Source organism: Marinobacter sp. V032 (assembly GCF_052645435.1).
In genome coordinates this window covers 59,976-84,830 of the sequence record NZ_JBQXYE010000001.1, presented here as the reverse complement: position 1 = coordinate 84,830, position 24,855 = coordinate 59,976, and the positions used below count along the sequence as shown (strand labels likewise).

The window sequence follows — 24,855 nt, the reverse complement described above, 5'->3', positions numbered from 1 at the left end:
AGAAGTGAGCATCAGTGGCCCGTTTTACGGGAGGTGCTATGGCCGTTCGGCATGGAGAACGAGACAGAAACTGGTTCAGAACAGAGCGCTTCAGTTACGTGAATAGCGAATGGTATTTTGAAACACGGGAAGGGTCGATTGAGGGGCCTTTCGAGACGCCATTGGAAGCAGAGCTCGAGCTGAATCATTATCTCCGGGTGGCGCAGTCCATGCCCGGTTCTTCGGGGAAGAGCAAAGACCACTGACTGTCGTTGTGACATTACTGAAGAATTAGTGAAGATGAAAAAGGCGCCCCGTGGGGCGCCTTTTTCATTTGAGGGTGAGCAGTATTACTTGGTGCTCACAAACTCCGGGTAGGCTTCCATTCCGCACTCGGAAAGGTCGACACCTTCGTACTCTTCTTCTTCAGTGACCCGCAGGCCCATAACCGCTTTCAGGATGCCCCAGACAATCAGGCTGGCAACGAAGACCCATACAAAGATGGTGATCGCGCCGATGATCTGGCCACTGAAGCTGACGTCGCCGTTGGTGATAGGTACCAGCAGCAGACCCAGCAGGCCACAGGTGCCGTGAACAGAAATAGCGCCGACCGGATCGTCAATGCGCAGCTTGTCCAGCGTCACGATGCTGAATACCACCAGGATGCCGCCCAGGCCGCCGAACAGAGTTGCTTGCAGGGCAGTTGGCGTTGAAGGCTCAGCCGTGATGGCTACCAGACCAGCCAGCGCGCCGTTCAGCAGCATGGTCAGGTCGGCTTTGCCGAACATCAGGCGGGCCGTAATCAGCGCGGCGATGGCGCCACCTGCCGCCGCCGCGTTGGTGTTCAGGAATACCATGGCAACTGAGTGTGCGCTTGCGATGTCGCCCAGTTTCAGTACCGAGCCACCGTTAAAGCCGAACCAGCCCATCCACAGGATGAAGGTACCCAGTGTTGCCATTGGCAGGTTGGCGCCAGGGAAGGCGCGGATTTCGCCGTTAGGACCGTACTTGCCTTTACGGGCACCCAGCAAGAGAACACCTGCAAGGGCCGCAGCTGCGCCGGCCATGTGCACGATGCCTGAACCGGCGAAGTCACTAAAGCCAAGGTCGCCCAGCGTGTACATGCCAAATACTGATGCACCGCCCCAGGTCCAGGAACCTTCCATCGGGTAGATAAAGCCTGTCATGAAGACCGCGAAGATCAGGAAAGTCCAGAGCTTCATGCGCTCAGCTACTGCACCCGATACGATCGACATAGCAGTTGCAACGAACACAACCTGGAAGAAGAAGTCGGAAGCGCCAGAGTAGATTGAACCGCCTTCAAAGCCGTCTTCACGGCCGGCGAAGTCGCCCAGAACGCCTGCAACGTCAACATTGCCCATGCCACTCAGGAAAAGGTTTCCGTCATACATGATGGCGTAGCCGCACACCAGATACATGGTGCAGGCAATCGCAAACAGAGCAACGTTCTTGGTCAGGATTTCGGTGGTGTTTTTAGCGCGTACCAGTCCGGATTCCAGCATGGCAAAGCCCGCTGCCATCCACATGACCAGTGCACCACAAATGAGGAAGTAAAAAGTGTCTAAAGCATACTGCAACTGAAAGATATTACTTTCCATCGGAAGCCCTCCGCACGAGGCTCTTCAAGGATTAATAGGTTAAAGCGTTGGCGTTAAAGAATCAGACGAGCCTTATACGGCTTCTTCGCCGGTCTCGCCGGTTCTGATTCGAATGGCCTGCTCCAGCTCGGTCACGAAGATCTTGCCGTCACCGATCTTGCCGGTGTTGGCGGCCTTGGTGACAGACTCAATCACCTGGTCGAGCAGGCTGTCACCAATGGCGACCTCAACCTTGACCTTGGGCAGGAAATCCACCACATATTCGGCACCCCGATACAGCTCGGTATGCCCTTTCTGCCGTCCGAAGCCTTTGACTTCAGTGACGGTCACGCCTTGAACGCCTATCTCGGATAATGCCTCGCGGACATCGTCGAGCTTGAACGGCTTGATGATAGCTGTCACAAGTTTCATTGCTGTCTCCTTGGTAATGCCGTCTCAAACTTTTTTCGGTATGAATCAGGGTTTGAGTTCGGGATGCTGCCACCTCGCACACATTCGTGCGGATTGCGTACGTGGTTTAAAGCATCGTGTGTGCCAACGCTAAAATAACCTATAAAAACAGTAATATATGATCATTTGGCCCTGATATGGGTCACGCAGATGCGCCATTGTAGAGCGACCGGAAAAGTGACGCACATATTTGGTGCATTGCGGTGTGCCACAATTGGCCAACTGGCAATCACACCGGCTATGTTACACTTTTCCAAACCTACCTTGGGAACCACAGAGGTGCATTTTGAAAACACCCCAGGACTTTTTGTCACAATTGCAGGGACAGTTTAGCCAATTTGTGCCGGATATGGCGCGCGCAGCGAAAGATGATTTTGAGCAGCAAGCGCGTGCGACCGTCATGTCAGTGCTGGCCAGACTGGATCTGGTAACCCGCGACGAATTCGATGCACAACAGGCTGTGTTGATGCGCACCCGTGAAAAAGTTGAAGCGTTGGAGAAGCAGGTCGCTGAGCTGGAAGCTCGCATCAAGTAATGGCAGGGGCGGGGTAAGCCCTGCCGGGATGTAAATGAATCTATAGTGGGTGCTGCAGGACGCGGTGCCCGGCTTGCCGGCCAACGCAGTTGACGATGGGCTGGCGATCCTGAAATGAAACCATGGAAGGTCTGTATGCTAGCTATTGTCCATACCCGGGCGCGCCTTGGCGTTTCCGCTCCGCCGGTGACGGTGGAAATACACCTCTCGAACGGATTGCCCTCCCTCTCAATTGTCGGCTTGCCTGAAACCGCTGTTCGCGAAAGCAAAGACCGTGTCCGCAGCGCACTGATGAATGCCGGCTTCGAATTTCCAACCCGTCGGATCACTATTAATCTGGCACCGGCAGACCTGCCCAAGGAAGGAGGGCGTTTTGATCTGCCGATCGCACTGGGCATTCTTGCGGCTTCCGGCCAAATTCCTGCCGAACCGTTGGCGACACTTGAGTGTGTCGGCGAACTGGCACTTGATGGTGCGCTGCGTCCGGTCAGGGGTGTGTTGCCCGCAGTAATGGCCGCGCGGCGGGCAGGGCGACAACTGCTGATTCCCGAAGACAATGCTGAAGAGGCCTCGCTGGCGGCCGGCGATGATGTGCTGGCCACAGGGCACTTGCTGAAGGTCGTCGCGCACCTGTGTGGCAATGAAAAGCTGGCCCCGCTGGAACGCTGCGAAGATGCGCCATTGCCCACGGATTACCCCGACCTGCGGGATGTGCGTGGTCAGCATGTACCCAAGCGGGCACTGGAAATAGCAGCGGCTGGTAGCCACAACCTGATGTTGTTCGGGCCTCCGGGTACAGGCAAGAGCATGCTGGCCAGTCGAATGCCCGGCATTCTCCCGCCGCTCACGGATGCAGCTGCGTTGGAAGTAGCGAGTGTGCGCTCGGTGGCGGGCGAAGCGGTGGATCCTGGTAGCTGGCGGCGACCGCCTTATCGGGCGCCCCATCACACGGCCTCCGCCGTGGCGTTGGTCGGGGGCGGTAGCAGCCCCCGGCCGGGTGAAATCTCGCTGGCCCATCGTGGTGTTTTGTTTATGGATGAGCTGCCGGAATTTGATCGCAAAGTGCTTGAGGTTCTGCGTGAACCGATGGAGTCTGGTGAAATCGTGATCTCCAGAGCGGCTCAACAGGTGACCTACCCGGCCCGGTTTCAGGTCCTCGCTGCAATGAACCCATGTCCTTGCGGCTATCGCGGACATCCGTCGATCGAATGCCAGTGTAGCCCTCAGCAAATCGTCCGCTACCAGTCTCGTCTCTCCGGACCTCTGCTCGATCGCTTTGATTTGCATGTGGAGGTGCCGGTGCAGAGTGGCGATACGCTGCTCAAACAGGAGCGTGCACCGGTCGATAGCGCAACGGTACGGGCGAGAGTGATGCAGGCGCGAAAGATTCAGGCTCAGCGCGGAGCGCTTAATGCCGATCTGAGCGGCGAGGCATTGGATCACTACTGCAAGCCGGGGCTTGCCGGTGAGAAACTGCTGGCGCAGGCGATGGAGCGCCTGGGGCTGTCGGCCAGAGCGCTGCACCGGATACTGCGGGTGGCGCGTACGTTGGCGGATCTCGCCGGTGAACAAGAGCTTCAGCACAATCATCTGGTGGAGGCGCTGGGTTACCGCAAGCTTGATCGGCGGAATGTGTCCGCGACGGGACGAGCGCCGGCCTGACAGACGGTTGCATCAACTCCTCAGGATTGCTCGTCCGGCGCTTTGAATGCGTCACGGTGAAATGCCGCCGCGGCTTCTACCTCCGGGTACCCGCAAATGGCCGGGGTTACCGGCTGGGCCCCAGCCAGCACGCTGAGAACGGAATGAACGCCATGGGACAGGGATTCAAGGTTGTAGCCGCCTTCAAGGACAAAGGCAATGCGGCCATTGCATAGCCTGCGGGCCAGCGACTGCAGATGCCCCGCCATCGCGCCAAAGCCGTCATAGGATACGTTCATGGCCATATCGAGCCAGTGTGTATCGAATCCGGCCGATACCAGTATCAGGTCTGGCTGAAACCATTCCGCGGCCGGCGTGAGAATGTCTTCAAAGGCTTTCATGTACGCCATGTCCCCGGAACCTCCGGGCAGCGGGACATTCACTGTGGTGCCGTCACCCAGGCCTGCGCCAATGTCTTCCAGTTTGCCGGAGCCGGGGTAAAACGGCGCGGCACGATGGAGGTCAAAGAACAGGACATCCGGATCGGCCCAGAAAATGTCCTGGGTACCGTTGCCGTGGTGTGCATCCCAGTCGACGATCATGATGCGCTCGCAGCCAAGTTCCGCCTGCGCGTGAGCGGCGGCTACGGCGACGTTGTTGAACAGGCAGAACCCCCGGGCCCGCACGGGTTCGGCATGGTGTCCGGGTGGACGCACCAGCGCGAAGGCAGATTCAGAGGCGCCGGAGATGACAGATTCAACGGCTGCGATTGCAGTACCGGCAGCGACTTCTGCGGCTTCTACGCTACCGGGTGAGACCGCTGTGGTGTCGATGTCGAGCCATGCGTGCTGGCCCCGGAGCTCAAAGATATCGTTGAGATACGCCGACGTGTGGACCCGACCCAGTTGCTCAGTAGTCGCTGCTTTGCCGGGTGCGAGCTGGATGCCGGGGATCGGTTGCTGCTGGAGCAGATCCATAATCGCGGTCAGGCGGCCCGGATGCTCGGGGTATTTCCAGGGAACATTCAGGTCTGACAGGATCTGGCGAACGCGTCGATCCACCCGGGATGGCAGGAACGACGCTTCGGAGTCGGGAGCGTGGGCGAGAACCCGCTCATCATAGAAAACGGTTACCTTGCTGGGCGTTGTCATTGTCACCTCCGTGTTTTGTAAACTTAGCACAGAATATCCGGAGACTGTTGTGCTGCAGATGTTGGCAGGTTTGGTACACTTCTCACATTCCCAATCTATTGATGAGAGGCTCCAATGACCGAAGAGAATGACAAAAGCCATTCTTCCTCCGGCGCTGAACCGGTTACCACTCGCCGTGGTATCCGCAGCTTTGTATTACGCCAGGGCCGCATGACAGAAGGCCAGAAAAAGGCCTATGAGCGGAATTGGCCGAAGTTCGGTTTGACCCGCGAACACGGCATGATTGATCCGCGCGAGATTTTTGGTCGTGAAGCGGTTCTGAATCTCGAAATCGGTTTCGGTATGGGGCAATCACTGGCCGCAATGGCGGAGGCCGCACCAGAGCAGGACTTTATCGGCGTTGAGGTGCACACCGCCGGAGTCGGGGCTTTGCTGAAGGAGGTTGAGGACCGGGGGCTGGAGAATGTCCGGGTTTATAACATTGATGCCAACGACGTGATCGATCTGTGCCTTCCGGATGCCGGGCTGGACTGCGTCATGCTGTTTTTCCCCGATCCCTGGCACAAGAAACGTCATCACAAGCGCCGGTTGGTGCAGCCGGAATTTGTTCAGCGCATCCGCCACAAGTTAAGAGTCGGGGGGATTTTTCATCTGGCGACAGACTGGGAAAACTATGCCGAGCACATGATGGAAGTTCTCAGTGCCTCGGAAGGTTTTGCCAATACACAGCCTGAGGGTAGTTACTCGCCCCGTCCCGAGCAGCGCCCGCAGACCAAGTTTGAACGGCGCGGTCTGGATCGCGGACACGGTGTCTGGGATTTGTTATTCCGGCGTACCAACTGATAGACGTTGTTTGAGCGGTGATATCAACCTGCCAGACACCGGTCGTGTTTGGCAGGTATTTACTCGTTGCTCGCGGATGACCCCGAGTAGCGATGCGCTGATCGCAGCACTACCAGCCCCGCAAACCCCACTAGCAAACCGGTAAACTTGATAAATGCAAACCCGGTTGCCATCAGGCTAAGGGTGTCTGTTGGCTGCTCCAGATTGTTGAGCAGGCAGGCGTTCTCTGCCCAATCAGCGAGACCAGCCACGATAAAGAGCGTTTGAATCAGGCGGCCTGTCTGGCGCGCCCGCACGCCCGGGCGGTAGGAAAGCAGGTAGCGTGTCACCGCCACCAGCGTCAACGCATAAACCAGTGCAAAGGGTATATCCAGAATCAGTGATACGTGGGGCCAGAACAGGCTGTCCCAGCTATCAATGATGGTCTGGCTTTGTTCGGCGTTGGCCGCGAGTTGCAGGCTTACAATACCTTGCGGCGAGGCCGGCGTGGTTAGCGGAATGTTGATCAGCACCAGTGCTGTCAGCAGTGTGATGGTGAGGCCGATCATACCTTTGAGCCGGCGAGGCATGGGTGGGCGTGTAGTCGGGGGCATCAGAGGAAGCGTTCCAGTATGCTATTGAGATACCGCTGTCCTAGCGGCGTGGCTTGCAGCCGCGAGGCCTCGAACAGGCCTTCACTGCGCACTGTGGAAAGTATCTCAGCAATCCCGGCAAGGGGTAAACCTGTCCTTTCAGTATACAGTTTTTCGCTAACGCCTCTGTTCAGGCGCAATGCATTCATCATGAATTCCAGCGGTAATTCATCGACGGCAATGGCCTGTTGGCCAGCCGTACGGCTGCCTATACGGTTGAGATAGGCTTCCGGCTGGCGGGTTTTCCAGTAGCGCCGGATTTCGTTGTCTTCCAGGAACGTGATCTTGCCGTGCGCGCCTGCGCCCATTGCCAGATAGTCGCCAAACTCCCAATAGTTCAGGTTGTGACGGGATGCTTTTCCTGGCTTGCTCCAGGCTGACACCTCGTAATCCTGATAGCCGTTCGCTCGCAGCAGGTTGCCTCCGGCTTCGATAATGTCCCAAAGCGCGTCATCTTCTGGCAGGTCGGGTGGTCGGCTGTAGAATTCAGTATTGGGCTCCAGCGTGAGCTGATACCAGGACAGGTGCGGTGGATCAAACGTCAGCGCCTGTTCGAGATCGTTAACCGCCTCGTCCACAGTCTGGTTTGGCAGGCCGTGCATCAGATCAATGTTGAAGTTGTCGAAGCCGGCTGCGCGGGCTGCATTGATAGCGTTGCGAGCGGCCTGATCATCATGAATCCGCCCCAGCGTTTGCAGGTGAACAGGATTGAAGCTTTGAACGCCCAGCGACAGCCGGTTGATGCCCGCCGCACGGAAACCTTCAAAGCGGGATTGTTCAACGGTTCCCGGGTTGGCTTCCAGCGTTATTTCGGCATCGGGGGCGAATTGCAGGTGCGCCGATAAACGCTCAAACAGCTGCCGGTAGAAATCCGGTGACATCAGCGATGGTGTCCCGCCGCCGATGAATACCGTTTCGATAGAGCGACCCTGAACGCCGGCGATATCGGCCGTCACGTCCTCCATCAGTGCGTTCAGATAGGCCTGCTCCGGAATATCACCTTTCTGTGCGTGGGAGTTGAAGTCACAGTAGGGGCACTTGCGAACGCACCAGGGCACATGAATGTAGAGGCTGAGCGGAGGCAGAGTGGCAATGCTGGGGTTTTGTGCTGCGCGGGTCATTGTGCCTGTCGCAGTTTGAGCGTTTCCAGCAGCCCCTTGAGTGCCTTGCCCCGGTGGCTGAGGCGGCTTTTCTCGCTGCGACTTAACTCTGCAGCCGCACATTGTTTTTCCGGCACCCAGAATACCGGGTCATAGCCGAAACCGTCGGTGCCTCTGGGCGCTTCAAGTATCCGGCCTTCCCAGATGCCGTGACAGATCAGTGGCGTTGGATCAGCGGCGTGACGCAGGAACACCAGTACGCAGTGGAATTGGGCACTACGTTGCGCTTCGGGTACATCAGCCAGCAGCGTTAGCAGGTGATCGATATTGTCCTGATCAGTGGCCTGTAACCCGGCGAAACGGGCGGAACGGACGCCTGGCGCGCCTTGGAGTGCGTCAACGGCAAGCCCGGAGTCATCAGCCAGCGCCGGCAGGCCGGTGTGAGCAGAGGCATGGCGCGCCTTGATAATCGCGTTTTCGACGAAGGTGACGGCAGGCTCTTCCGCTTCAGACACGCCCAGCGATTTCTGGGAGCTGATCTTGAGGCCAAGCGGGGCGAGCAGTTCGCCCAGTTCGCGAATTTTGCCCTCATTGTTACTGGCGAGTACCCATTCCTGAGGTGTCATGTTTAATCGTTCACCAATGACTGGGCGACACGCACCGGCATGCCCTGGCGGGCCCCCGGAGCGTTTGCCTTGAGTTCGAACGTCAGCAGTTCGCCGTTAATGTATTGAAACTGGGCGATGAAATAGACCGCATCGCCCTCGTCAATGCGACGGAATGCCAGAAAGCGGTTTTGCTGGATATCGTTGATGACCTTGCCTTCAACCTGTCCGTTAACGGGTTTGAAGGTACCATCATCGGCCTTGTGCAAAATGCTGACGTTTACAATACCAACGGATTTACTGCGCACCAATTCGTACTGTTTGGCAATGTCTGGTGTCAGGAAGCTGCTGGGGAAAATGCTGTAGTGCACCTGGTAGTCGCCGAAATCTTCAAATTGACCGGCTTGGGACAGGCTGGATAGGAGTATCAGCAGGCCTGCAGTCAGCAGAATCCGGAATTTTGTGTTGTGCTTCAGGGCGTTCATGAAAAGGCTCCTAGCGGGTGATGCGGTAAATCGCAATTTGCCCGAGCATGTTCGGCCACAACCTGTTGAACCAGCGATAGCGGTGTTCGCCGTCGACAACAGTGCGGTTTTTGATTTTGATGTTCTTACGATAGCAGAGTGCTTCAAAATCGTTGAACGTGCACAGATGAATGTTGGGCGTGTTGTACCACTTGTAGGGCAGGGTTTCGGATTCCGGCATCCGGCCATTGCGCATCAGGTACCAGCGCAGGCGCCAGTAGGCAAAATTCGGGAAGGTGACGATGCATTCGCGCCCCAGGCGCAACATCTCGTCGAGCACCACGTCTGGGCGGCGCACGGCTTGCAGGGCCTGAGTCATGAGCACGACATCGAAGCTCTGGTTTTCAAAGTTGCCGAGACCCTGCTCGTCCATATCCTGTTCGATCACACAGACACCACGCCCCATGCAGGTCGTAATGTGCTCGGGGTTGATCTCTAGCCCGAAGCCGGTGGCCTGGCGTTCACGCTGCAGATAATCCAGCAGGGTGCCATCGCCGCAGCCAAGATCCAGTACGTGACTGTTTGGCTGAATCCACTTTTCGATAATTTCCAGATCAGCTCTCATGCGCCAACCTCCCGGGCAACCCGTTTCATATAGGCTGAAAAGGCATCGATGTAACGCGGCGTGGGGATCAGAAAGGCATCGTGGCCCCAGGGCGCATCAATCTCGGCGTAACTGACCTTGCGGCGTGCTGCGATCATGGCTTTCACGAGTTCCTCCGAACGGGCGGGTGTAAAACGCCAGTCGGTGCTGAACGATAACACCAGAAACTCACATTGAGCTTGCGACAGGGCGGCGGCGAGATTGTTGTCTGCATCGTAGGCCGGATCAAAATAGTCCAGGGCCTTGGTCATCAGCAGGTAGGTGTTGGCGTCAAAGCTTTCAGAAAAACGCTCGCCCTGATAACGCAGGTAACTTTCGACCTGGAACTCGGCGTCATAGCCAAATTTATATGCCTGCTCCCGCATATCCCGACCGAACTTCTCGCCCATGGACGCATCCGACAGGTAGGTGATATGGCCCACCATGCGCGCCAGTGTCAGGCCGTGACGAGGGGTGGCGTTGTGTTCCTGGTAACGGCCTTCGTAAAACTCGGGGTCAGAGGTGATCGCTTGCCGCGCTACTTCGTTGAAGGCGATGTTCTGTGCAGTCAGGCGTGGTGTTGACGCAATGACCACGGCATGGCGCAGTCGGTCAGGAAAAGTAAGGCTCCATTGCAATGCCTGCATGCCGCCCAGTGATCCTCCCACGACGGCTGCCCAGCACTGGATGCCCAAACGGTCTGCCAACGCCGCCTGGCTACTGACCCAGTCTTTCACCGTTATAACCGGAAAGTCCGGGCCGTAGCATTTACCGGTAGCCGGGTTGGTGGATGTCGGGCCGGTACTGCCGTGACAGCCGCCCAGATTGTTCAGGCTGACGACGTAAAAGTGATTGGTGTCGATGGGCTTGCCAGGGCCGATGCAGCTATCCCACCAGCCGGGCTTGCGGTCGCTCATGTCGTGAAAACCGGCCGCATGATGATGGCCGCTCAGGGCATGGCAGATGAGTACGGCATTGGAAGCCTCTGCATTCAGCTCGCCATAGGTCTCAATCACCAGATCATATTCTGGTAGTGACTGGCCGCAGGCGAGCGGAAGCGGTTCTGAAAAATGCAGGGTTCTGGGGGTGACCAGACCAACTGAATCAGGCGGTAACGAATCAGGCATCGGCGCAAACTGTTCCTGAGTAATGCCGGCAGGATAAAGGAGATACAGTGCCGGCCAGCGAAGCAGTTTAAAGGCGGGTGCCATGCGCTGCAACAGGCAGCCCGGGTTGAGCCAACTTTAACCCGCAGCAGATGTGACAAAGGCCCGCACGAGGCGAGCCTTTGTCAGCGGTGACCTTGTTCCGCCACAGCGTTCAGGGGAAAATCTGTCAGGCGATGCCCGACAGATTCACAACCTTTTGCTGGATCAGCGTCGGAGCCGGCTTGCGGATCTGCCGGTGCATGTTGTCTGCAAGCTCGAGCTGACGGTTGAGATCGGCAATGTTGTCCGCCAGACGATTGCGCTCTTCTTTCGAGGAGCGATCATTGCGAACCATATCGCGGATCCGGCGAATCTGGTGCTCAAGCAGTTTTTTCTGCTCCATCGAATACTGCATGATCGGCAGCAGAGCTTCTTCAGGCCAGCGCTCAACATCGGAGCGTACTCTGGAATGCAGTGTTCTGGCTTCGCTCACCATAATGTTGAAGAACCGGCGGATCAGCAGCGTTTGTTCCATCATCATGTTCTTTGGGTTGCGGCGGAAGCGGTCCGCTTTCTTGCGCAGCTCGCGCACCGCAATCACATGTCGGCCGGCACGTAGCGGGATCGGCTCCAGATGACGGGCGCGGGTATCTTCGTTGTAGCGGCGGTAGATCGACGACACCATCTTTTCGGCGAGCTGGCCCTCCGACATCAGGTTGGCGTAGTCGCCTTCGATCAGTTCAAAGAAATAGTTCATCGAGCGGCTCATGCCGGCCGTTGTCCAGCTCTTGCTTAGCATGCCCCTGACTTTGGTGACATGGCTTTCAAACCGTTCTTCGGTGACCAGGTCTTTCAGCATGTCGCCCTGGGACTGCATGAGCCGACGGCTGGAACGCAGGGTGATCAGTTTTTTGTAATAGAAGTCGTAATCGTGCTGGGCTCTCTCGGCCAATCGTTTCAGCGCATCCCGGTCAACGTGGGTTTCACCACAGGCACCCAGTTCTTCGCGCAGGGTGGACAGCCGGGTTTGCATTGCCGCCTGACTGTTCTGGAGCATGCCGAGCAGATCGTTGATCAGGCTCTGGGTGATCAGCTGCTCCTTATGCATCAGGATGCGGTGGATGATCAGCTTTTCCAGTTCGGGCAGACGGCTGCGTTCGAACTGCGCTTCGTCGTTGTGAACCCGCGCCAGCAGACCTTGCTTGGCAGAAACCGGAATAACATCTTCCGGCCGGATGTTGAGATGGTCGGCGGTATATTCGCGCACTTTGGTGATAGAAGCTTCGGTATGCGCGGGGCCTTGGAGGTCGTCCCAGAGCACGTCGATCTTGTTCAGTACTGCAAAGCGGCCAGCCCGGTGGTCCGAGTTTTCGGTCGCGATGTGGTCTTTCCAGATCGTCATGTCACTGGCGGTGACGCCCGTATCGGCGCTGAGCAGGAAGATCACGGCATGTGCCTTTGGCAGCATGCTGATGGTCAGTTCCGGCTCGGAGCCCAGAGCGTTGAGTCCTGGCGTGTCGAGTATGCGCAGACCGCGCTCAAACAGCGGGTGGCGGATACTGATCTGGGCATTGCGCCATGCCGGTACCAGTACCTTGCCAGGCTCACTGCGATCGTGCTCCAGCATGTTCTCCTGAAAGCCGAGGTCGCGGGCTTCTGCCGCCGTAACGCTTTTAACTCGGGCAACTTCTGCCAACACTTCCCGCATGGCCTCTGGCGAGCCGGGATCAAGCTCGTAACGGGTCCAGCGGTCTGGTTGTTTGCGGAGTTGTTGCAAGGAAGTTTCTTCGCGACGGGTCTCGATGGGGAGCAACAGCAGATAATCGCGAGATTCGGTGCGATCGTAAAACAGTTCGGTCGGACACATGGTGGTCCGGCCTGCCTGTGAAGGCAGCATGCGCTGGCCGTATTCGGAGAAAAACAGGGCGTTAATCAGCTCTGTTTTGCCGCGCGAATATTCACCGACAAACGCAATCGTCAGCTCGTCCTCGATCAGCTGTTCAAGGCCGCGACGAATACGCTGGCTGATATCTTCCGAAAAGAGGTCATTGTCCTGCAACCAAAGACGGTAGCGGGATATTTGACGGATAAGTTCCTTTTTCCAGGCGTGATACGCCTCTACCTGATGAGCCAAACTGCCAGGTGAATGCATGGGGCTAGCCTTTTACGCGTCTTTATAATTAGGTTGTCACATCGGCAGGCGCCGATTCAGGACGGTATTACGTGAGTGTTGGACATAGAATAATCGATTCTGAGTGGCGGCTATGTGACCTGAATCTCCAGTTTGGTTAAAAAACAACCGTGTTGGCGGGTTTTGGTTTGGTAACTTCAATAAAAACAGGCGACTGCATCACTGCTAGTCGCCTGCGGAATTGCGATTCATTTTGTGTCGATATGTAATGTTATATTACAGACCGATGCCGATACTGCCCAGGCCGACGCTCGCCGCCATGTGTTCCACCACAACTGACAGCACGTTGAGAATCAGGAACACGACTATCGGTGACAGATCCAGGCCACCGAGAGCCGGCATTACATTGCGAACCGGACGCATAACCGGCTCGGTCAGCTGCGCAATCAGTTGAATGGCCGGGTGGGCGCTGCCGGGCGCGACCCAGCTGATCAATACCACCGCGAGCACGGACCAGAAGTAGATCTTGATGATCAGTCCGAGCACCGTTACCACCGACCATGCCAGCAAGGTTAGCGGGTTGATTGCGGGGAAGCCGCCGTTCAGCGCTGTCAGAATCAGCAGGAAGGTAACGGCCTGAATCAGAATGGCCAGCACCAGTGCAGCACCATCAATGCCGCCCCAACCGGGAATGATTTTGCGCAGCGGGCGCAGCAGTGGGTTGGTGGCCTTGACCACGAACTGACAGATCGGGTTATAGAAGTCAGCCCGTGCCAGTTGCAGCAGGAAACGTAACAGCACAATCGTCAGATAAAACGTTGAAATAATCTGCAGTGTCGTGATCAGGATCTGCGCCAGCATGGTTTACTCCGTACTCGGGTTTCGGCGTCAATAATGCGTTTGAAATGTAGCAATTTCCAGCTTTTAGCTGTCGTCCTTGCTCAACTCCACTGCCATTTCTTCTGAGCGGGTATAGGCGGCCGAACAGGCTTTGTGCACCAGGCCGCGTAGATCACCGGATTCATAAGTTTTAATGGCCTGCTCTGTCGTGCCGCCGGGCGACATCACGTTGCGTTTAAGCTGAGCCGGCTCATCCGGGCCACGTCGAGCCATTTCAGCGGCGCCAGCCATGGTCTGGATCGCCAGGCTGCGGGCTGTTTCAGGCTTTATGCCATTGGCGACGGCGGCTTCTTCAAGTGCCTCCAGCATCAGGAAGAAATATGCCGGACCGCTACCAGACAGCGCGGTCACCGCATGCAGTTCATTTTCCTCATTAACCCAGACTGCGATGCCAATGCTTTCGAAAATAGCCGTTACTGTCTTACGTTGTGTCTCTTTCACAGCATCGGTGGCGTAAAGCCCGGCGGCACCCTTGCCGACCAGAGAGGGCGTGTTGGGCATCACGCGCACCACAGGTAGCCCGCCGCCCAGCCACTGATCCAGCGTAGCCGATTCCAGACCGGCCGCGATTGATACCATCAAAGGGCGGGTATTCTGTACGACCGGTGCTATGTCCTGGCAGACACTGCGCATGACCTGCGGTTTGACTGCCAGCACAATAACGTCGGCTTGCTGGGCGCAGTAACGGTTGTCAGTTGTGACGCTGACGCCGAACCGCTTGCGGATGCTTTGCAGATGATCGTCATCCGGGGCGCTGACCCAAATGTTTTCGGCGTTATAACCGTTTTCAAGCATGCCACCAATGATGGCACTGGCCATGTTGCCGGCACCGATAAAAGCGATTGTCTGGGATGTGCTCACGCTGCAACTCCGTCAATCAGATGAATGGTGTGGGATTCTTTGGTCCGGATCATAACAGGTTGGCCCCGGGTTATGCCTGCCCGGGTTTCCGTTCGCGCGCGCCGAACAACGCGGTGCCGATTCTGACAAAGGTGGCTCCCTCGCCAATGGCGAGCTCGAGATCGCCTGACATGCCCATGGATAAGGTGTCCAGTTCATTGGCTTCCGGATGGCGGGTGCCAAGCTCGGAGAGCAGGGCAGCGAGTTCGGCAAAGCGCGCCCGCAGGCTGTCTTCTGGCTGGTCCGGGTCCGGGATCGCCATCAGTCCGCGCAGTCGGACGTTGGGCAATGTCAGGATACCTTCGGCCAGGTCGGCCAGGTCGGCCAGGTCATCCGGTGCAATGCCCGCTTTGCTGGCCTGCGCATCAATGTTGATCTGCAGGCACAGATTGAGCGGAGGCATGCCTTCGGGGCGCTGATCGCTCAGGCGGCGAGCGATCTTGAGCCGGTCCACACTGTGAACCCAGTCAAAATGTTCGGCAATATCGCGGGTTTTGTTTGACTGGATAGGGCCAATGAAGTGCCATTCGATATCCGGAATGTCGTTCAGTGTGGCGATTTTTTCGAGGGCTTCCTGCAGGTAGTTTTCGCCAAATGCCCGCAGGCCTGTAGCGGCGGCTTCACGCAGTTCGTCGGGGGTCCTAGTCTTGCTGACGGCAAGCAGCCGAACGCTCTGTTCAGGGCGGTTTGCGGCCATTGTTGCTTTTTGTATGCGTCGGGTTACGGCCCCGATGTTGTCTGCTATGCTGGGCATTTAGGAACCTCTGAATAAGTCTGGTGGTGATTCTGGCTCTCTCTGACATGCGGAATCAAGGCGCGTGTTCGCAAGGGCGGCGTTAAAGGGGCGTTGTGTCGCCAATAGACTTATTCAGAGGTTTGATAGAGCTCTCTGGTCGATCGTGAACTTATTCTGACTTGGCACTCCCCGCTGAGACAAGACTGAACACCGGCGAACCAAGCTGCTGGCGGGTCATGCATGCGACTGTTTCGAGAAAAAGAACAAAGCCTTCCGAGGATTATGAATGGATATTACTGAACTCCTGGCCTTCTCGGCGAAGCAGGGCGCGTCGGATTTGCACTTGTCAGCAGGTCTGCCACCGATGATCCGGGTTGACGGGGATGTGCGTCGTATCAACCTGCCGCCGATGGAACATAAAGATGTCCACGGACTGATTTATGACATCATGAATGACAAGCAGCGCAAGGACTACGAAGAGTTCCTTGAGACTGACTTCTCGTTTGAAGTGCCGGGTGTCGCCCGTTTCCGGGTTAACGCCTTTAACCAGAATCGCGGTTCAGGTGCGGTTTTCCGGACCATTCCGTCGAAGGTTCTGACGATGGAAGATCTGGGTATGGGGCAGGTCTTCAAGGATGTCTCCTCGGTGCCGCGCGGCCTGGTGCTGGTAACCGGACCGACCGGCTCGGGTAAGTCCACTACGCTCGCCGCCATGCTTGATTACATCAACGACAGCCGCTACGAGCATGTCCTCACCATTGAGGACCCCATCGAATTCGTGCACGAATCCAAGAAATGTCTGGTGAACCAGCGGGAAGTCCATCGGGACACGCTGGGCTTCAACGAAGCGCTGCGTTCAGCGTTGCGGGAAGACCCGGATATTATTCTGGTCGGTGAGCTTCGTGACCTTGAAACCATCCGCCTGGCGCTGACAGCAGCGGAAACCGGTCACCTTGTATTTGGCACCCTGCACACCACCTCCGCTGCGAAAACCATTGACCGTATCGTTGACGTATTCCCGGCAGAAGAAAAATCGATGGTGCGCTCGATGCTATCGGAATCACTGCAGGCGGTTATATCCCAGACGTTGATGAAGAAGGTGGGCGGCGGCCGGATTGCGGCGCACGAGATCATGATAGGGACGTCGGCCATCCGTAACCTGATCCGCGAAGACAAAGTCGCGCAGATGTATTCGTCAATCCAGACAGGCAGCGCCGTTGGTATGCAGACCCTTGATCAGTGTCTGCAGCGCATGCTGCAGAAGGGCCAGATTACCCGCGAGGCGGCACGTTCTAAAGCCAAGATGCCGGATAATTTCTAATCATTTTGACTCAGCGGCAATCGGTGCCGGAACAATGACAAACAGGTGTTGTGATGGAATTTGAAAAACTGCTGCGGCTCATGGTGGAGAAGGGCGGATCGGATCTTTTTATAACGGCCGGCGTGCCGCCAAGCATGAAGGTCAACGGGAAAGTATTACCGGTCACCAAAACGGCGCTGACGCCGGAGCAGACCCGGGAGTTTGTCTATGGCGCGATGAACGACAAGCAACGTGCCGAGTTTGACGAAACCCACGAATGCAACTTCGCCATCAGCGCCCGCGGCGTGGGGCGTTTCCGGGTGAGTGCCTTTTTCCAGCGCAACTTGTGCGGCATGGTGTTGCGGCGGATAGAGGTCAAGATTCCGCAACTGGATGATCTCGAATTACCTGAGATTATCAAGGACCTGGCGATGACCAAGCGGGGTCTGATTATTTTCGTCGGTGCGACGGGCACGGGTAAGTCCACCTCGCTGGCGGCGATGATCGGCCACCGTAATCGCAATAGTCGGGGGCACATTATTTCGATCGAGGATCCGATCGAGTTTGTGCACCAGCATCAGGGCTGCATCGTGACCCAGCGAGAAGTGGGGATTGATACCGAGAGCTTTGATGTCGCCTTGAAAAACACCTTGCGTCAGGCTCCGGACGTTATTCTGATTGGTGAGGTGCGTAGCCGGCAGACAATGGAGTATTCGATCCAGTTTGCTGAAACCGGTCACCTGTGTCTCGCGACACTGCACGCCAACAACGCCAACCAGGCGCTGGACCGTATTATCCAGTTTTTCCACCCTGATCAGCACAACCAGATCTGGATGGATTTGTCTTTGAACCTCAAGGCCATTGTGGCTCAGCAGTTGATACCAACCCCCGATGGTAAAGGGCGTCGGGCGGTTATTGAAGTGCTGATCAATACGCCACTGGTGCAGGACCTGATCCGAAAAGGCGAAGTGCACAAGCTCAAGGAGTTGATGACCAAATCAACAGAGCTGGGCATGCAAACGTTTGATCAGGCGCTCTATCGCCTATACGCGGACGGCTCGATTACCTATGAAGACGCGTTGGCCCATGCCGATTCCGCCAACGACCTTCGCCTGATGATCAAGTTGGGCGCAGACGCGACTGGCGCCGATAAGCTGTCGTCAACGGTTGATAAGCTGAGCATTCAGGAAGACTAGATCCCTGTCCCGAGGCTGAAACCGGTGTCATTCTGACCGGTTTCAGCCACTGCGTTGCCGTTCGTTCCATGCGTTACTCCTTCCTGTGCGTCGCTTTTAGCGCCCTATATCTTTTCGATTCCAGGTCCTACGATTACTGTCGAATGTTCATTGTCTTATAGTTAGCATTGCTAATAGGTTGGTTTGGCATTTGAGGCCAAACTCCAGGCGTGCGTATACTCCGCGGCCTTAGACTAATGGTGGAGAATCAATTCTTATGTACAAAAACAATCGCTTGTCCCAGGCCATTCTTGCAGCCACACTCGTTGTGCCTGCCATTTCATTTGCGGGTGGTTTCGCCCTGAATGAACAGAGCGCCAGTGCAATGGGTACCGCGAACGCGGGTACTGCTGCTAACCCGGAAAACGCCACTACGGTCTACTTCAATCCAGCCGGTATGAGCCAGCTTTCGGGCACCAATATGTCCTTTGGCGCGTCTGTGCTTGATATCTCTGCCGAGGCGAAAAGTGAAACGGCGAGCGCGACAGATACGGTGGGTGCGCCGGTCCAGGGCTCCAATGGCGGTGATCTGGTGCCGGTTGCCGTATTGCCTAACTTCTTTATGACCCATGAAGTCAACGACACTGTTGATATCGGTTTTGGTCTGCATGCGCCATACGGACTGACGGCAGATTACGACGATGACTTTGTAGGTCGTTATTTTGCTGACAAGACCGAACTTATGGCGATCGCCTTGAGCCCGTCGATTGCCCTGAACAACGGCGACGGATTCTCGTTGGGTTTTGGTGTGAACATCATGTACGCAGAGGGTCGTCTGTCCAAGTTCCAGGATTACAGCGCAAATGAGGCACAGGCCCGTCAACTGGGGTATGCCGGCCCGGGTTTCCAGGACGGCTATGTTGATATCAAGGGTGACGATGTGGGCGTTACCTTCACCGCGGGTTTCCTGTGGGAAGTGACGGATTCAACCCAGATCGGTGTGTCCGGTCAGACAGGTACCCGGCTTGAGCTGGAAGGTGATGCAACGCTCACCAATGTGCCTCAGCCAACTGTTACCTCCACCGGCCTTGACTTCGATTTTGCGACACTTAAAGAAGATGTGATGGTGCCGATAGAGATTCCTGAAAGCATCACCTTCGGCGTTCGCCATCAGTTGACCGACTCGGTAACTCTTCTGGCTGGCGCGACATGGGCCAAGTGGAGCCGTTTCGAGGCGCTGGATGTAGTGAGCGAAGAAGAGAACGGTTCCATCTCTGCCCTTGGTGGCCCCAAGTACGGCCAGGATGATCTGGTCGGGCACGTTTCAGAAAACTGGGAAGATACTTGGCAGGCCAACGTGGGTGCCATCTGGCAGGCAACCCCCGCCTGGGCATTCAAGGCCGGTTATGCCTTTGATCAGTCGCCGGTAAACTCGGATTTCCGTACGGCGCGTATCCCGTCCACAGACCGCCACTGGCTCACCCTGGGAACTCAATACGCGAATCTGTCGAGTGGTTGGACTGTTGATGTAGCGGCCGGCATGTTGTTGTTTGATGACGTTGATGTCAACGAGCAGGAATACACCGTTGATGATCAGCCTGCCGCAGGTAATGCCAGCTACTCAGCGACTTATGAAGTCGATAGTTGGGGCGGAGCGGTCCAGATCAGCAAAGCATTCTGATCGGCTTGTAACGCTGTAACTGAAAGCAGTGAGCGCGGGTCGGCAGGCCTTGCGCTCACTGCTTTTGTCGTTTATGTCCCGCCGTAAACCGTCTCACTAGTCCTTACTCAGACCGGCACTTCAATTGTCTGCCCGCGGTAGGTGATGGTGCGGGTGCGCCCGGATGCAGAATCCTCCTGACCCCGTTCATCGTGTATTCCGGCATGTCCCGGTTCATTACTCTCTACCGGTTGGCCGCGGTACATTTTTCTTGGGACTGTCGTCTGCGGTTCCTGTGTCTCCCCATTATTCTGAAGCTTCTCCCTGAGCTCTTCCCAGACGTTGCTCAATTGGGGTGAGCGTGATTTTTTTGCATAGGCGGCGAGCTGCGATTTCAGGTGCTCGTCCGTCAGATGAACCTTGATGCCGAATTCTGCCAGTATCAGCCTGCGGCATTGATGGACCAGTTTCAGAAGTCCTCTGTCGAGTAGCCAGCTGCGCTCTGCTGCGAGTGTCATCATCTTCCCACCTCTTTCTCTGGCATGTGCTGATTGCTCGTCACACGCGTGTCACGACATGACAATTTCCGCAGAAAAGGTGTCGCTGCGGTTTGTCGACAGCAATAGGAAAGCGAAAACTATGCCGCTTTCAAACAGTTGGATAATCGGGGGGAAGTGGAGGGAGTTCGGATGGATGTGCACAAACTTGACGCATGGCGCGTGTATTTTGCACTCAAGTAGTTGATGCAGACCGCCCCTGACGAGGCGGTCTGGAAAGGGTGGGCGCGATCAGTGGGCTTCGTCCCAGTTGTCGCCAACGCCGGCTTCCACCAGCAGAGGGACCTCAAGCTCAGCGGCGCCAGACATTCTTTGAATGAGGCCTTCAATCACCTCATCCACTTTGGTGGCCTTTACCTCAAGCACCAGTTCGTCGTGAACCTGCATCACCATGCGGGCATCGTTGGGGTGGCTGTCCAGCAACCAGTCTTCCACCGTTACCATCGCGCGTTTGATGATGTCGGCTGCTGTGCCTTGCATCGGCGCGTTGATGGCCGTGCGCTCCGCGGCTTGCTGGAGCTGCTTGTTGCGGGCATTGATTTCAGGCAGGTAGAGCCGGCGTCCGTACAGGGTTTCCACGAAGCCCTGATCGTGGGCGCGGGCACGGATATCATCCATGTATTTCAGCACGCCGGGATAACGGTTGAAGTAGAGGTCGATATACTCCTGCGCCACCTTGCGCGCGATACCCAGTTGGCGTCCCAGGCCGAAAGCGGACATGCCATAGATCAGACCGAAGTTGATCGCTTTGGCGCTTCTGCGTTGATCGGACGTCACCTCGTCGAGGCTGGCGCCAAATACCTCAGCGGCGGTCGCCTTGTGAATATCCTGTCCTTCGGCAAATGCTTTCAGTAGTCCCTTGTCGCCGGACAGGTGCGCCATGATACGCAGTTCAATTTGCGAGTAGTCGGCAGCCACCAGTTTGTAGCCCTCCGGGGCAACAAACGCCTGACGGATACGCCGACCCTGCTCGGACCGAATCGGGATGTTTTGCAGATTGGGTTCCGAAGACGACAGCCGGCCCGTTGCGGTGACCGCCTGATGGTAAGATGTGTGCACCCGCCCGGTGCGCATGTTGATCATTTCCGGCAGGCGATCGGTATAGGTGGATTTCAGCTTGCTCAGGCTGCGGTGCTCCAGAATGAGCTTCGGCAACGGATAATCATGCGCCAGCTCCTGCAGCACGGGCTCCGCTGTCGAAGGAGCGCCTTTTGGCGTTTTCTTGATAACCGGCAGGCCAAGCTTGTCATAGAAAATAGCCTGCAACTGTTTTGGCGAGCCAAGATTAAAGGTTTCACCCGCTTCATCGTGAGCGGCCTTCTCCAGCTCAGCCATGCGCTCGGCCAGCTCCTGGCTATGGTTTCGCAATGTACTGGCGTTGATCATTACCCCGCGTTGCTCCATGCGGGACAAAACCGGTACAAGCGGCAGATCGATGGTCTCGTAAACTGAGGCGAGTTTTCCCTCTGCGGCGAGTCGGGGGCGCAGTGCCTGATGGAGGCGCAGGGTGATATCAGCATCCTCTGCAGCGTAGGGTCCGGCCTGCTCCAGATCTATCTGGTTGAAGGTCAGTTGCTTGGCGCCTTTGCCCGCGATCGACTCAAACGAAACAGTTGCTTCACCGAGGTATTTCAGGGCGAGGCTGTCCATGTCGTGGCGGGTCACGGTGGAGTTGAGTACATAAGATTCCAGCATCGTATCTTCAGCAATGCCGTCGAGGCTGATATCGTGATTGGCCAGCACGTTTTTGTCGTACTTCAGGTTTTGCCCGACTTTTTTCTTTTCCCGGTTCTCAAGCAGTGGTTTGAGTTGGGCCAGTACGCTGTTCCGGTCCAGTTGTTCCGGGGCTCCCATGTAGTCGTGGCTAAATGGCACGTATGCCGCTTCACCGGGTTGTATGGCGAACGATACGCCCACGACTTCAGCATCCATGTAGTTGAGGCTGGTGGTTTCGGTGTCAAAAGCAAACAGGTCGGCATCATTGAGTCGCTTGACCCAGCTGTCCAGTTCCGACTGGTCGAGGATGATCGAGTAGTGCTTCTCAGGAATCTCCGGTGTCGGCTCGCTGTCATCACTGCTGGCAGTGGCGCCTTGTTCCAGTTCTGCAACCCAGGACTTGAACTCCATTTCCCGGAACATGGCGAGTAGCTTATCGTTGTCTGGCTCTTCGTGAGTTAACTGACGGATGCCGAACTCCAGTTCAACGTCAGTTTTGATGGTGGCCAGCTCTTTGCTCAGAGGGAGTTGTTCAGCCGCGCTACGGAGATTGTCGCCAATCTTGCCTTTGATCTCGTCGGCATGCTCGAGCAGGTTGTCGAGGGTTTCGTAGGACTCCAGCCATTTAACGGCTGTTTTGGGCCCGCATTTGTCAACGCCGGGAATGTTGTCGACCTTGTCGCCGACCAATGCCAGATAGTCGATAATCTGTTCCGGGGTGATGCCAAACTTGGTCTTAACGCCATCGCGATCCATGTGGGTGTCGGTCATGGTATTCACCAGTGAAACGTGATCGCTCACCAGCTGCGCCATGTCTTTGTCACCGGTGGAGATGATGACGTCCACGCCTTTGTTCGTGGCTTCGACCGCCAGCGTGCCGATGACATCATCAGCCTCAACGTCCTTCACGATCAGCATTGGCAGGCCCATGGCGCGAATGATTTCGTGGATAGGTGCGATTTGTGACGCAAGGTCTTCGGGCATGGGCGGCCGATTGGCCTTGTACTCGGCATAGAGTTCATGGCGGAACGTCTTGCCTTTGGCATCAAAAACCACCACCACCTTGGAGCCGGGGAAATCCTGGTCCAGACGGCGGATCATGGAAATGACGCCCTTGATGGCTCCCGTAGGCTGGCCTTTACTGGTGATCAGGGGCGGCAGTGCGTGAAAGGCACGGAAAAGGTATGACGATCCGTCGACAAGTATGACCGGAGGAGTCTGTTTCTGGCTCATAAATAGCAGTATCCGGAATCAGGTTGTGAAGCGTGCGGTCTTGTGTAACGCTCAGACGTATTAAAAGAATTTCAGGAAACCAAGGTTAACATGAAACAGATAATTTCAAGTGCGATTGTCATGGCTGCAGTGACGCTTTCCCCGGTGCTGCAAGCAGAGGAAGCGGCGCCATCAGCCCCGGTTCGTGCATCCGAATACCGACCAAGTCCGAGTGACCCTCAGGTGGTGATCCGCTCCGGCGAAAAAGAAACCTATTACGAATACCGGGTAAACGGTGAATTGAAGGAAATTCGGGTTGAGCCTGAAGTGGGGCCTGTCTACTACCTGGTGCCGGCGGACAATGGCGGATTCATTCGTCAGGATGGTTCCCAGCTCGTGGTGCCGAGCTGGGTACTGTTCAAGTGGTGATGCCGGTTTGCCACCGCTTGCGGCGCGGAGCCACCCGCTCAGATAATATTAACGGAAACCGCTTTTGATCGGGTGCTTTCCAGGCCATCGGTGTCCAGAGTGGTGACTGCGAACTCGTATACACCGGCTTTGAAGTTGGTGAGTTTTAGTCGGGTTCTGGTGGCATCAGAGAGTTGGATAACCTGATAGCTGTTTTCATGGCGCAGCTTGTAGTAGATCCGGTAGCCCTTGATTTCCCCGGTGTAAAGCTTGCTGCCGTCAGCCCTTGTGGCCGGGGCAACCCAACTCAGTGAAGGCGTGCTACTGCCGTTACTTGCTTCGCGGGCTACAGAGTTGCTGTTATTTTTGGCTGATTCGGAAGTGTCTGGAACCGCGGCTACAGGTGTTTCAGTGACAGAGTCCTCTCTATCTGACTGCTGCGTGCCGGAAGGTGAAGTGATGTCGCTTCGCGAAGACTGTGCTGTTCTTGAGATGGATGGTTGAGCGGGTTCGAGTAGCGTACTTGTCAGCGCCTGGTCACCACCTTTGCAGCCGCTCAAGGCAATAGCAATAGTGAACCACAGGGCAAGCGGAAGCCGCCCGGTAATAAGGGTAGAGTCAAACATGGAATGGCCCGTATTCTCTTGATTGTTACCTGCTCAGGCAGGCTTATTTTATCAAAGAGGTAAAACGAGGTCCGATATCCCCACCCTCTGAATCATTGCGCATGAGCATTATGCAAATTCACAAAGTGGACTCAAATGAAATTTATGTAGGATTGAGGGTTCTGGCACAGAGAGGGCAGTTTACCTGACGAGAAACCGCGTCCGGGTTAGTATGAACATTCTAAATTTTACTCGTATTCTTCATGTTGCTATCAAGGTAGGCGTCATCGGCGCTTGATTGAATCCGGAACAATGCAATGGAGAAACCTTATGGGTAAGCTTAGAAACTATCAGGAACAAATTCAGGATATCGTCGAGAAAGGCATCAACGCCGCTGAAGAGCAGCAAAAGAAGCTGGCAGCGAAGCCGTTTGAGTATGCCGAAAAGCTTGAATCCGAAGCGCGTGAGTACAGCGTAAAATCGCTGCGCAAGCGTTACGATGGCTACAGCGACAACGTTTTTGGCCAGCTTCGCAGCCTGAATTCACGGCTGGGCAACTTCGCTGCTGACCTGGTAGCGAAGATCGAAAAGGAAACAGCTGAAAGTGCTGAGGCGGTTTCTGAGGCTGCTGAAGGGGTGGCCAAGGAAGCGCGGCCAGTCAAGAAGTCCACGACTTCCAGTGATCGCAAAACGACTGCTCGTAAAGCGCCAGCCAAAAAGGCGTCTGCATCTGCGTAAGCGGATT

Annotated in this window: 25 protein-coding genes; 9 read left to right on the top strand and 16 right to left on the bottom strand. The window is 56.2% G+C overall.

Annotated elements, in window-relative coordinates:
• Nucleotides 1-38: 38 nt before the first annotated feature.
• Entirely contained in the window at nucleotides 39-245 is a 207-nt protein-coding gene (locus ACUN9X_RS00405) for a DUF6316 family protein (protein WP_260036746.1), read from the top strand.
• Nucleotides 246-329: 84 nt separating this feature from the next.
• Here the strand turns inward: ACUN9X_RS00405 and ACUN9X_RS00400 are convergent, their stop codons facing one another.
• Both ACUN9X_RS00400 and glnK read right to left on the bottom strand, forming a co-directional pair.
• Complete coding sequence (locus ACUN9X_RS00400; protein ID WP_260036744.1) at nucleotides 330-1,598, bottom strand: ammonium transporter; 1,269 nt, start codon at nucleotides 1,596-1,598, stop codon at nucleotides 330-332.
• A 72-nt stretch (nucleotides 1,599-1,670) separates the two neighbouring features.
• Nucleotides 1,671-2,009 carry a P-II family nitrogen regulator gene (gene glnK, locus ACUN9X_RS00395; protein WP_260036742.1) on the bottom strand — a complete coding sequence of 113 codons (339 nt, stop codon included), beginning with the start codon at nucleotides 2,007-2,009 and terminating at the stop codon, nucleotides 1,671-1,673.
• A gap of 325 nt (nucleotides 2,010-2,334) precedes the next feature.
• Between glnK and ACUN9X_RS00390 the strand changes: the two genes are divergently transcribed.
• Complete coding sequence (locus tag ACUN9X_RS00390; RefSeq protein ID WP_260036741.1) at nucleotides 2,335-2,583, top strand: accessory factor UbiK family protein; 249 nt, start codon at nucleotides 2,335-2,337, stop codon at nucleotides 2,581-2,583.
• 135 nt (nucleotides 2,584-2,718) lie between these two features.
• A complete protein-coding gene (locus tag ACUN9X_RS00385; RefSeq protein ID WP_445471844.1) occupies nucleotides 2,719-4,245 on the top strand; it encodes a YifB family Mg chelatase-like AAA ATPase in 1,527 nt (508 codons plus the stop codon).
• A gap of 20 nt (nucleotides 4,246-4,265) precedes the next feature.
• Here ACUN9X_RS00385 and ACUN9X_RS00380 read toward each other — a convergent pair whose 3' ends face one another.
• Nucleotides 4,266-5,375, bottom strand: coding sequence for a histone deacetylase family protein (locus tag ACUN9X_RS00380; RefSeq protein ID WP_445471843.1), 1,110 nt, complete (start codon nucleotides 5,373-5,375; stop codon nucleotides 4,266-4,268).
• A gap of 114 nt (nucleotides 5,376-5,489) precedes the next feature.
• Between ACUN9X_RS00380 and trmB the strand changes: the two genes are divergently transcribed.
• Nucleotides 5,490-6,218: a tRNA (guanosine(46)-N7)-methyltransferase TrmB gene (gene trmB / locus ACUN9X_RS00375; RefSeq protein ID WP_445471842.1), complete on the top strand. Its 729-nt coding sequence runs from the start codon at nucleotides 5,490-5,492 to the stop codon at nucleotides 6,216-6,218.
• A gap of 59 nt (nucleotides 6,219-6,277) precedes the next feature.
• Here trmB and ACUN9X_RS00370 read toward each other — a convergent pair whose 3' ends face one another.
• The 10 genes from ACUN9X_RS00370 to ACUN9X_RS00325 all read right to left on the bottom strand — a co-directional run bounded on the left by ACUN9X_RS00370 (nucleotide 6,278) and on the right by ACUN9X_RS00325 (nucleotide 15,495).
• On the bottom strand, nucleotides 6,278-6,811 hold the full coding sequence (locus tag ACUN9X_RS00370) for a hypothetical protein (RefSeq protein WP_445471841.1): 534 nt from the start codon (nucleotides 6,809-6,811) through the stop codon (nucleotides 6,278-6,280).
• Nucleotides 6,811-8,073 (bottom strand): radical SAM family heme chaperone HemW, encoded by a 1,263-nt coding sequence (hemW, locus tag ACUN9X_RS00365; protein ID WP_445471840.1) that lies wholly within the window; start codon nucleotides 8,071-8,073, stop codon nucleotides 6,811-6,813. Before hemW ends, ACUN9X_RS00370 begins: the two co-directional genes overlap by 1 nt.
• A complete protein-coding gene (gene rdgB / locus ACUN9X_RS00360; protein WP_445471839.1) occupies nucleotides 7,968-8,576 on the bottom strand; it encodes an RdgB/HAM1 family non-canonical purine NTP pyrophosphatase in 609 nt (202 codons plus the stop codon). The genes hemW and rdgB overlap by 106 nt, the downstream gene beginning before the upstream one ends.
• A gap of 2 nt (nucleotides 8,577-8,578) precedes the next feature.
• Nucleotides 8,579-9,040 (bottom strand): DUF4426 domain-containing protein, encoded by a 462-nt coding sequence (locus ACUN9X_RS00355; protein ID WP_445471838.1) that lies wholly within the window; start codon nucleotides 9,038-9,040, stop codon nucleotides 8,579-8,581.
• A gap of 10 nt (nucleotides 9,041-9,050) precedes the next feature.
• A complete protein-coding gene (gene metW, locus ACUN9X_RS00350) occupies nucleotides 9,051-9,644 on the bottom strand; it encodes a methionine biosynthesis protein MetW (RefSeq protein ID WP_260036728.1) in 594 nt (197 codons plus the stop codon).
• Nucleotides 9,641-10,789 carry a homoserine O-succinyltransferase MetX gene (gene metX, locus ACUN9X_RS00345; protein ID WP_445473157.1) on the bottom strand — a complete coding sequence of 383 codons (1,149 nt, stop codon included), beginning with the start codon at nucleotides 10,787-10,789 and terminating at the stop codon, nucleotides 9,641-9,643. The genes metW and metX overlap by 4 nt, the downstream gene beginning before the upstream one ends.
• 208 nt (nucleotides 10,790-10,997) lie before the next feature.
• Complete coding sequence (locus tag ACUN9X_RS00340) at nucleotides 10,998-12,962, bottom strand: dynamin family protein (RefSeq protein ID WP_260036727.1); 1,965 nt, start codon at nucleotides 12,960-12,962, stop codon at nucleotides 10,998-11,000.
• Nucleotides 12,963-13,217: 255 nt separating this feature from the next.
• Nucleotides 13,218-13,802 carry a YggT family protein gene (locus ACUN9X_RS00335; protein ID WP_445471837.1) on the bottom strand — a complete coding sequence of 195 codons (585 nt, stop codon included), beginning with the start codon at nucleotides 13,800-13,802 and terminating at the stop codon, nucleotides 13,218-13,220.
• A gap of 63 nt (nucleotides 13,803-13,865) precedes the next feature.
• Nucleotides 13,866-14,702: a pyrroline-5-carboxylate reductase gene (proC, locus tag ACUN9X_RS00330; protein WP_260036724.1), complete on the bottom strand. Its 837-nt coding sequence runs from the start codon at nucleotides 14,700-14,702 to the stop codon at nucleotides 13,866-13,868.
• A 70-nt stretch (nucleotides 14,703-14,772) separates the two neighbouring features.
• Nucleotides 14,773-15,495 carry a YggS family pyridoxal phosphate-dependent enzyme gene (locus ACUN9X_RS00325; RefSeq protein ID WP_445471836.1) on the bottom strand — a complete coding sequence of 241 codons (723 nt, stop codon included), beginning with the start codon at nucleotides 15,493-15,495 and terminating at the stop codon, nucleotides 14,773-14,775.
• A 268-nt stretch (nucleotides 15,496-15,763) separates the two neighbouring features.
• Here ACUN9X_RS00325 and ACUN9X_RS00320 point away from each other — a divergent pair, with 268 nt between their 5' ends.
• The 3 genes from ACUN9X_RS00320 (at nucleotide 15,764) to ACUN9X_RS00310 (ending at nucleotide 19,633) form a co-directional block, all read left to right on the top strand.
• Nucleotides 15,764-16,798: a type IV pilus twitching motility protein PilT gene (locus ACUN9X_RS00320; RefSeq protein WP_260036722.1), complete on the top strand. Its 1,035-nt coding sequence runs from the start codon at nucleotides 15,764-15,766 to the stop codon at nucleotides 16,796-16,798.
• Nucleotides 16,799-16,851: 53 nt separating this feature from the next.
• Nucleotides 16,852-17,973 carry a PilT/PilU family type 4a pilus ATPase gene (locus ACUN9X_RS00315; protein ID WP_260036721.1) on the top strand — a complete coding sequence of 374 codons (1,122 nt, stop codon included), beginning with the start codon at nucleotides 16,852-16,854 and terminating at the stop codon, nucleotides 17,971-17,973.
• A gap of 256 nt (nucleotides 17,974-18,229) precedes the next feature.
• Nucleotides 18,230-19,633 carry an OmpP1/FadL family transporter gene (locus ACUN9X_RS00310; RefSeq protein WP_260036720.1) on the top strand — a complete coding sequence of 468 codons (1,404 nt, stop codon included), beginning with the start codon at nucleotides 18,230-18,232 and terminating at the stop codon, nucleotides 19,631-19,633.
• 107 nt (nucleotides 19,634-19,740) lie between these two features.
• Here ACUN9X_RS00310 and ACUN9X_RS00305 read toward each other — a convergent pair whose 3' ends face one another.
• The gene (locus tag ACUN9X_RS00305) at nucleotides 19,741-20,133 is read right to left on the bottom strand and encodes a hypothetical protein (RefSeq protein WP_445471835.1); all 393 of its coding nucleotides are present in this window, start codon (nucleotides 20,131-20,133) and stop codon (nucleotides 19,741-19,743) included.
• Nucleotides 20,134-20,400: 267 nt separating this feature from the next.
• Nucleotides 20,401-23,118, bottom strand: coding sequence for a DNA polymerase I (gene polA, locus ACUN9X_RS00300; RefSeq protein WP_445471834.1), 2,718 nt, complete (start codon nucleotides 23,116-23,118; stop codon nucleotides 20,401-20,403).
• A 90-nt stretch (nucleotides 23,119-23,208) separates the two neighbouring features.
• On the opposite strand from polA, the gene ACUN9X_RS00295 reads away from it, so the two are divergent.
• The gene (locus ACUN9X_RS00295) at nucleotides 23,209-23,526 is read left to right on the top strand and encodes a DUF2782 domain-containing protein (protein ID WP_260036715.1); all 318 of its coding nucleotides are present in this window, start codon (nucleotides 23,209-23,211) and stop codon (nucleotides 23,524-23,526) included.
• 38 nt (nucleotides 23,527-23,564) lie between these two features.
• Here ACUN9X_RS00295 and ACUN9X_RS00290 read toward each other — a convergent pair whose 3' ends face one another.
• A complete protein-coding gene (locus ACUN9X_RS00290) occupies nucleotides 23,565-24,131 on the bottom strand; it encodes a fibronectin type III domain-containing protein (protein ID WP_445471833.1) in 567 nt (188 codons plus the stop codon).
• A 309-nt stretch (nucleotides 24,132-24,440) separates the two neighbouring features.
• Between ACUN9X_RS00290 and ACUN9X_RS00285 the strand changes: the two genes are divergently transcribed.
• Nucleotides 24,441-24,848 carry a hypothetical protein gene (locus ACUN9X_RS00285; RefSeq protein ID WP_260036713.1) on the top strand — a complete coding sequence of 136 codons (408 nt, stop codon included), beginning with the start codon at nucleotides 24,441-24,443 and terminating at the stop codon, nucleotides 24,846-24,848.
• The last annotated feature ends 7 nt before the right edge of the window (nucleotides 24,849-24,855 follow it).

Excerpts from the sequence above, each read along its gene's own strand:
- ACUN9X_RS00405 (WP_260036746.1), top strand. The coding sequence starts at position 39 with ATGGCCGTTCGGCATGGAGAACGAGACAGAAACTGGTTCAGAACAGAG.
- ACUN9X_RS00400 (WP_260036744.1), bottom strand. The coding sequence starts at position 1,598 with ATGGAAAGTAATATCTTTCAGTTGCAGTATGCTTTAGACACTTTTTAC.
- glnK (WP_260036742.1), bottom strand. The coding sequence starts at position 2,009 with ATGAAACTTGTGACAGCTATCATCAAGCCGTTCAAGCTCGACGATGTC.
- ACUN9X_RS00385 (WP_445471844.1), top strand. The coding sequence starts at position 2,719 with ATGCTAGCTATTGTCCATACCCGGGCGCGCCTTGGCGTTTCCGCTCCG.
- ACUN9X_RS00380 (WP_445471843.1), bottom strand. The coding sequence starts at position 5,375 with ATGACAACGCCCAGCAAGGTAACCGTTTTCTATGATGAGCGGGTTCTC.
- trmB (WP_445471842.1), top strand. The coding sequence starts at position 5,490 with ATGACCGAAGAGAATGACAAAAGCCATTCTTCCTCCGGCGCTGAACCG.
- ACUN9X_RS00370 (WP_445471841.1), bottom strand. The coding sequence starts at position 6,811 with ATGCCCCCGACTACACGCCCACCCATGCCTCGCCGGCTCAAAGGTATG.
- hemW (WP_445471840.1), bottom strand. The coding sequence starts at position 8,073 with ATGTGCGGCTGCAGAGTTAAGTCGCAGCGAGAAAAGCCGCCTCAGCCA.
- rdgB (WP_445471839.1), bottom strand. The coding sequence starts at position 8,576 with ATGACACCTCAGGAATGGGTACTCGCCAGTAACAATGAGGGCAAAATT.
- ACUN9X_RS00355 (WP_445471838.1), bottom strand. The coding sequence starts at position 9,040 with ATGAACGCCCTGAAGCACAACACAAAATTCCGGATTCTGCTGACTGCA.
- metW (WP_260036728.1), bottom strand. The coding sequence starts at position 9,644 with ATGAGAGCTGATCTGGAAATTATCGAAAAGTGGATTCAGCCAAACAGT.
- metX (WP_445473157.1), bottom strand. The coding sequence starts at position 10,789 with ATGCCTGATTCGTTACCGCCTGATTCAGTTGGTCTGGTCACCCCCAGA.
- ACUN9X_RS00340 (WP_260036727.1), bottom strand. The coding sequence starts at position 12,962 with ATGCATTCACCTGGCAGTTTGGCTCATCAGGTAGAGGCGTATCACGCC.
- ACUN9X_RS00335 (WP_445471837.1), bottom strand. The coding sequence starts at position 13,802 with ATGCTGGCGCAGATCCTGATCACGACACTGCAGATTATTTCAACGTTT.
- ACUN9X_RS00325 (WP_445471836.1), bottom strand. The coding sequence starts at position 15,495 with ATGCCCAGCATAGCAGACAACATCGGGGCCGTAACCCGACGCATACAA.
- ACUN9X_RS00320 (WP_260036722.1), top strand. The coding sequence starts at position 15,764 with ATGGATATTACTGAACTCCTGGCCTTCTCGGCGAAGCAGGGCGCGTCG.
- ACUN9X_RS00315 (WP_260036721.1), top strand. The coding sequence starts at position 16,852 with ATGGAATTTGAAAAACTGCTGCGGCTCATGGTGGAGAAGGGCGGATCG.
- ACUN9X_RS00310 (WP_260036720.1), top strand. The coding sequence starts at position 18,230 with ATGTACAAAAACAATCGCTTGTCCCAGGCCATTCTTGCAGCCACACTC.
- ACUN9X_RS00305 (WP_445471835.1), bottom strand. The coding sequence starts at position 20,133 with ATGATGACACTCGCAGCAGAGCGCAGCTGGCTACTCGACAGAGGACTT.
- polA (WP_445471834.1), bottom strand. The coding sequence starts at position 23,118 with ATGAGCCAGAAACAGACTCCTCCGGTCATACTTGTCGACGGATCGTCA.
- ACUN9X_RS00295 (WP_260036715.1), top strand. The coding sequence starts at position 23,209 with ATGAAACAGATAATTTCAAGTGCGATTGTCATGGCTGCAGTGACGCTT.
- ACUN9X_RS00290 (WP_445471833.1), bottom strand. The coding sequence starts at position 24,131 with ATGTTTGACTCTACCCTTATTACCGGGCGGCTTCCGCTTGCCCTGTGG.
- ACUN9X_RS00285 (WP_260036713.1), top strand. The coding sequence starts at position 24,441 with ATGGGTAAGCTTAGAAACTATCAGGAACAAATTCAGGATATCGTCGAG.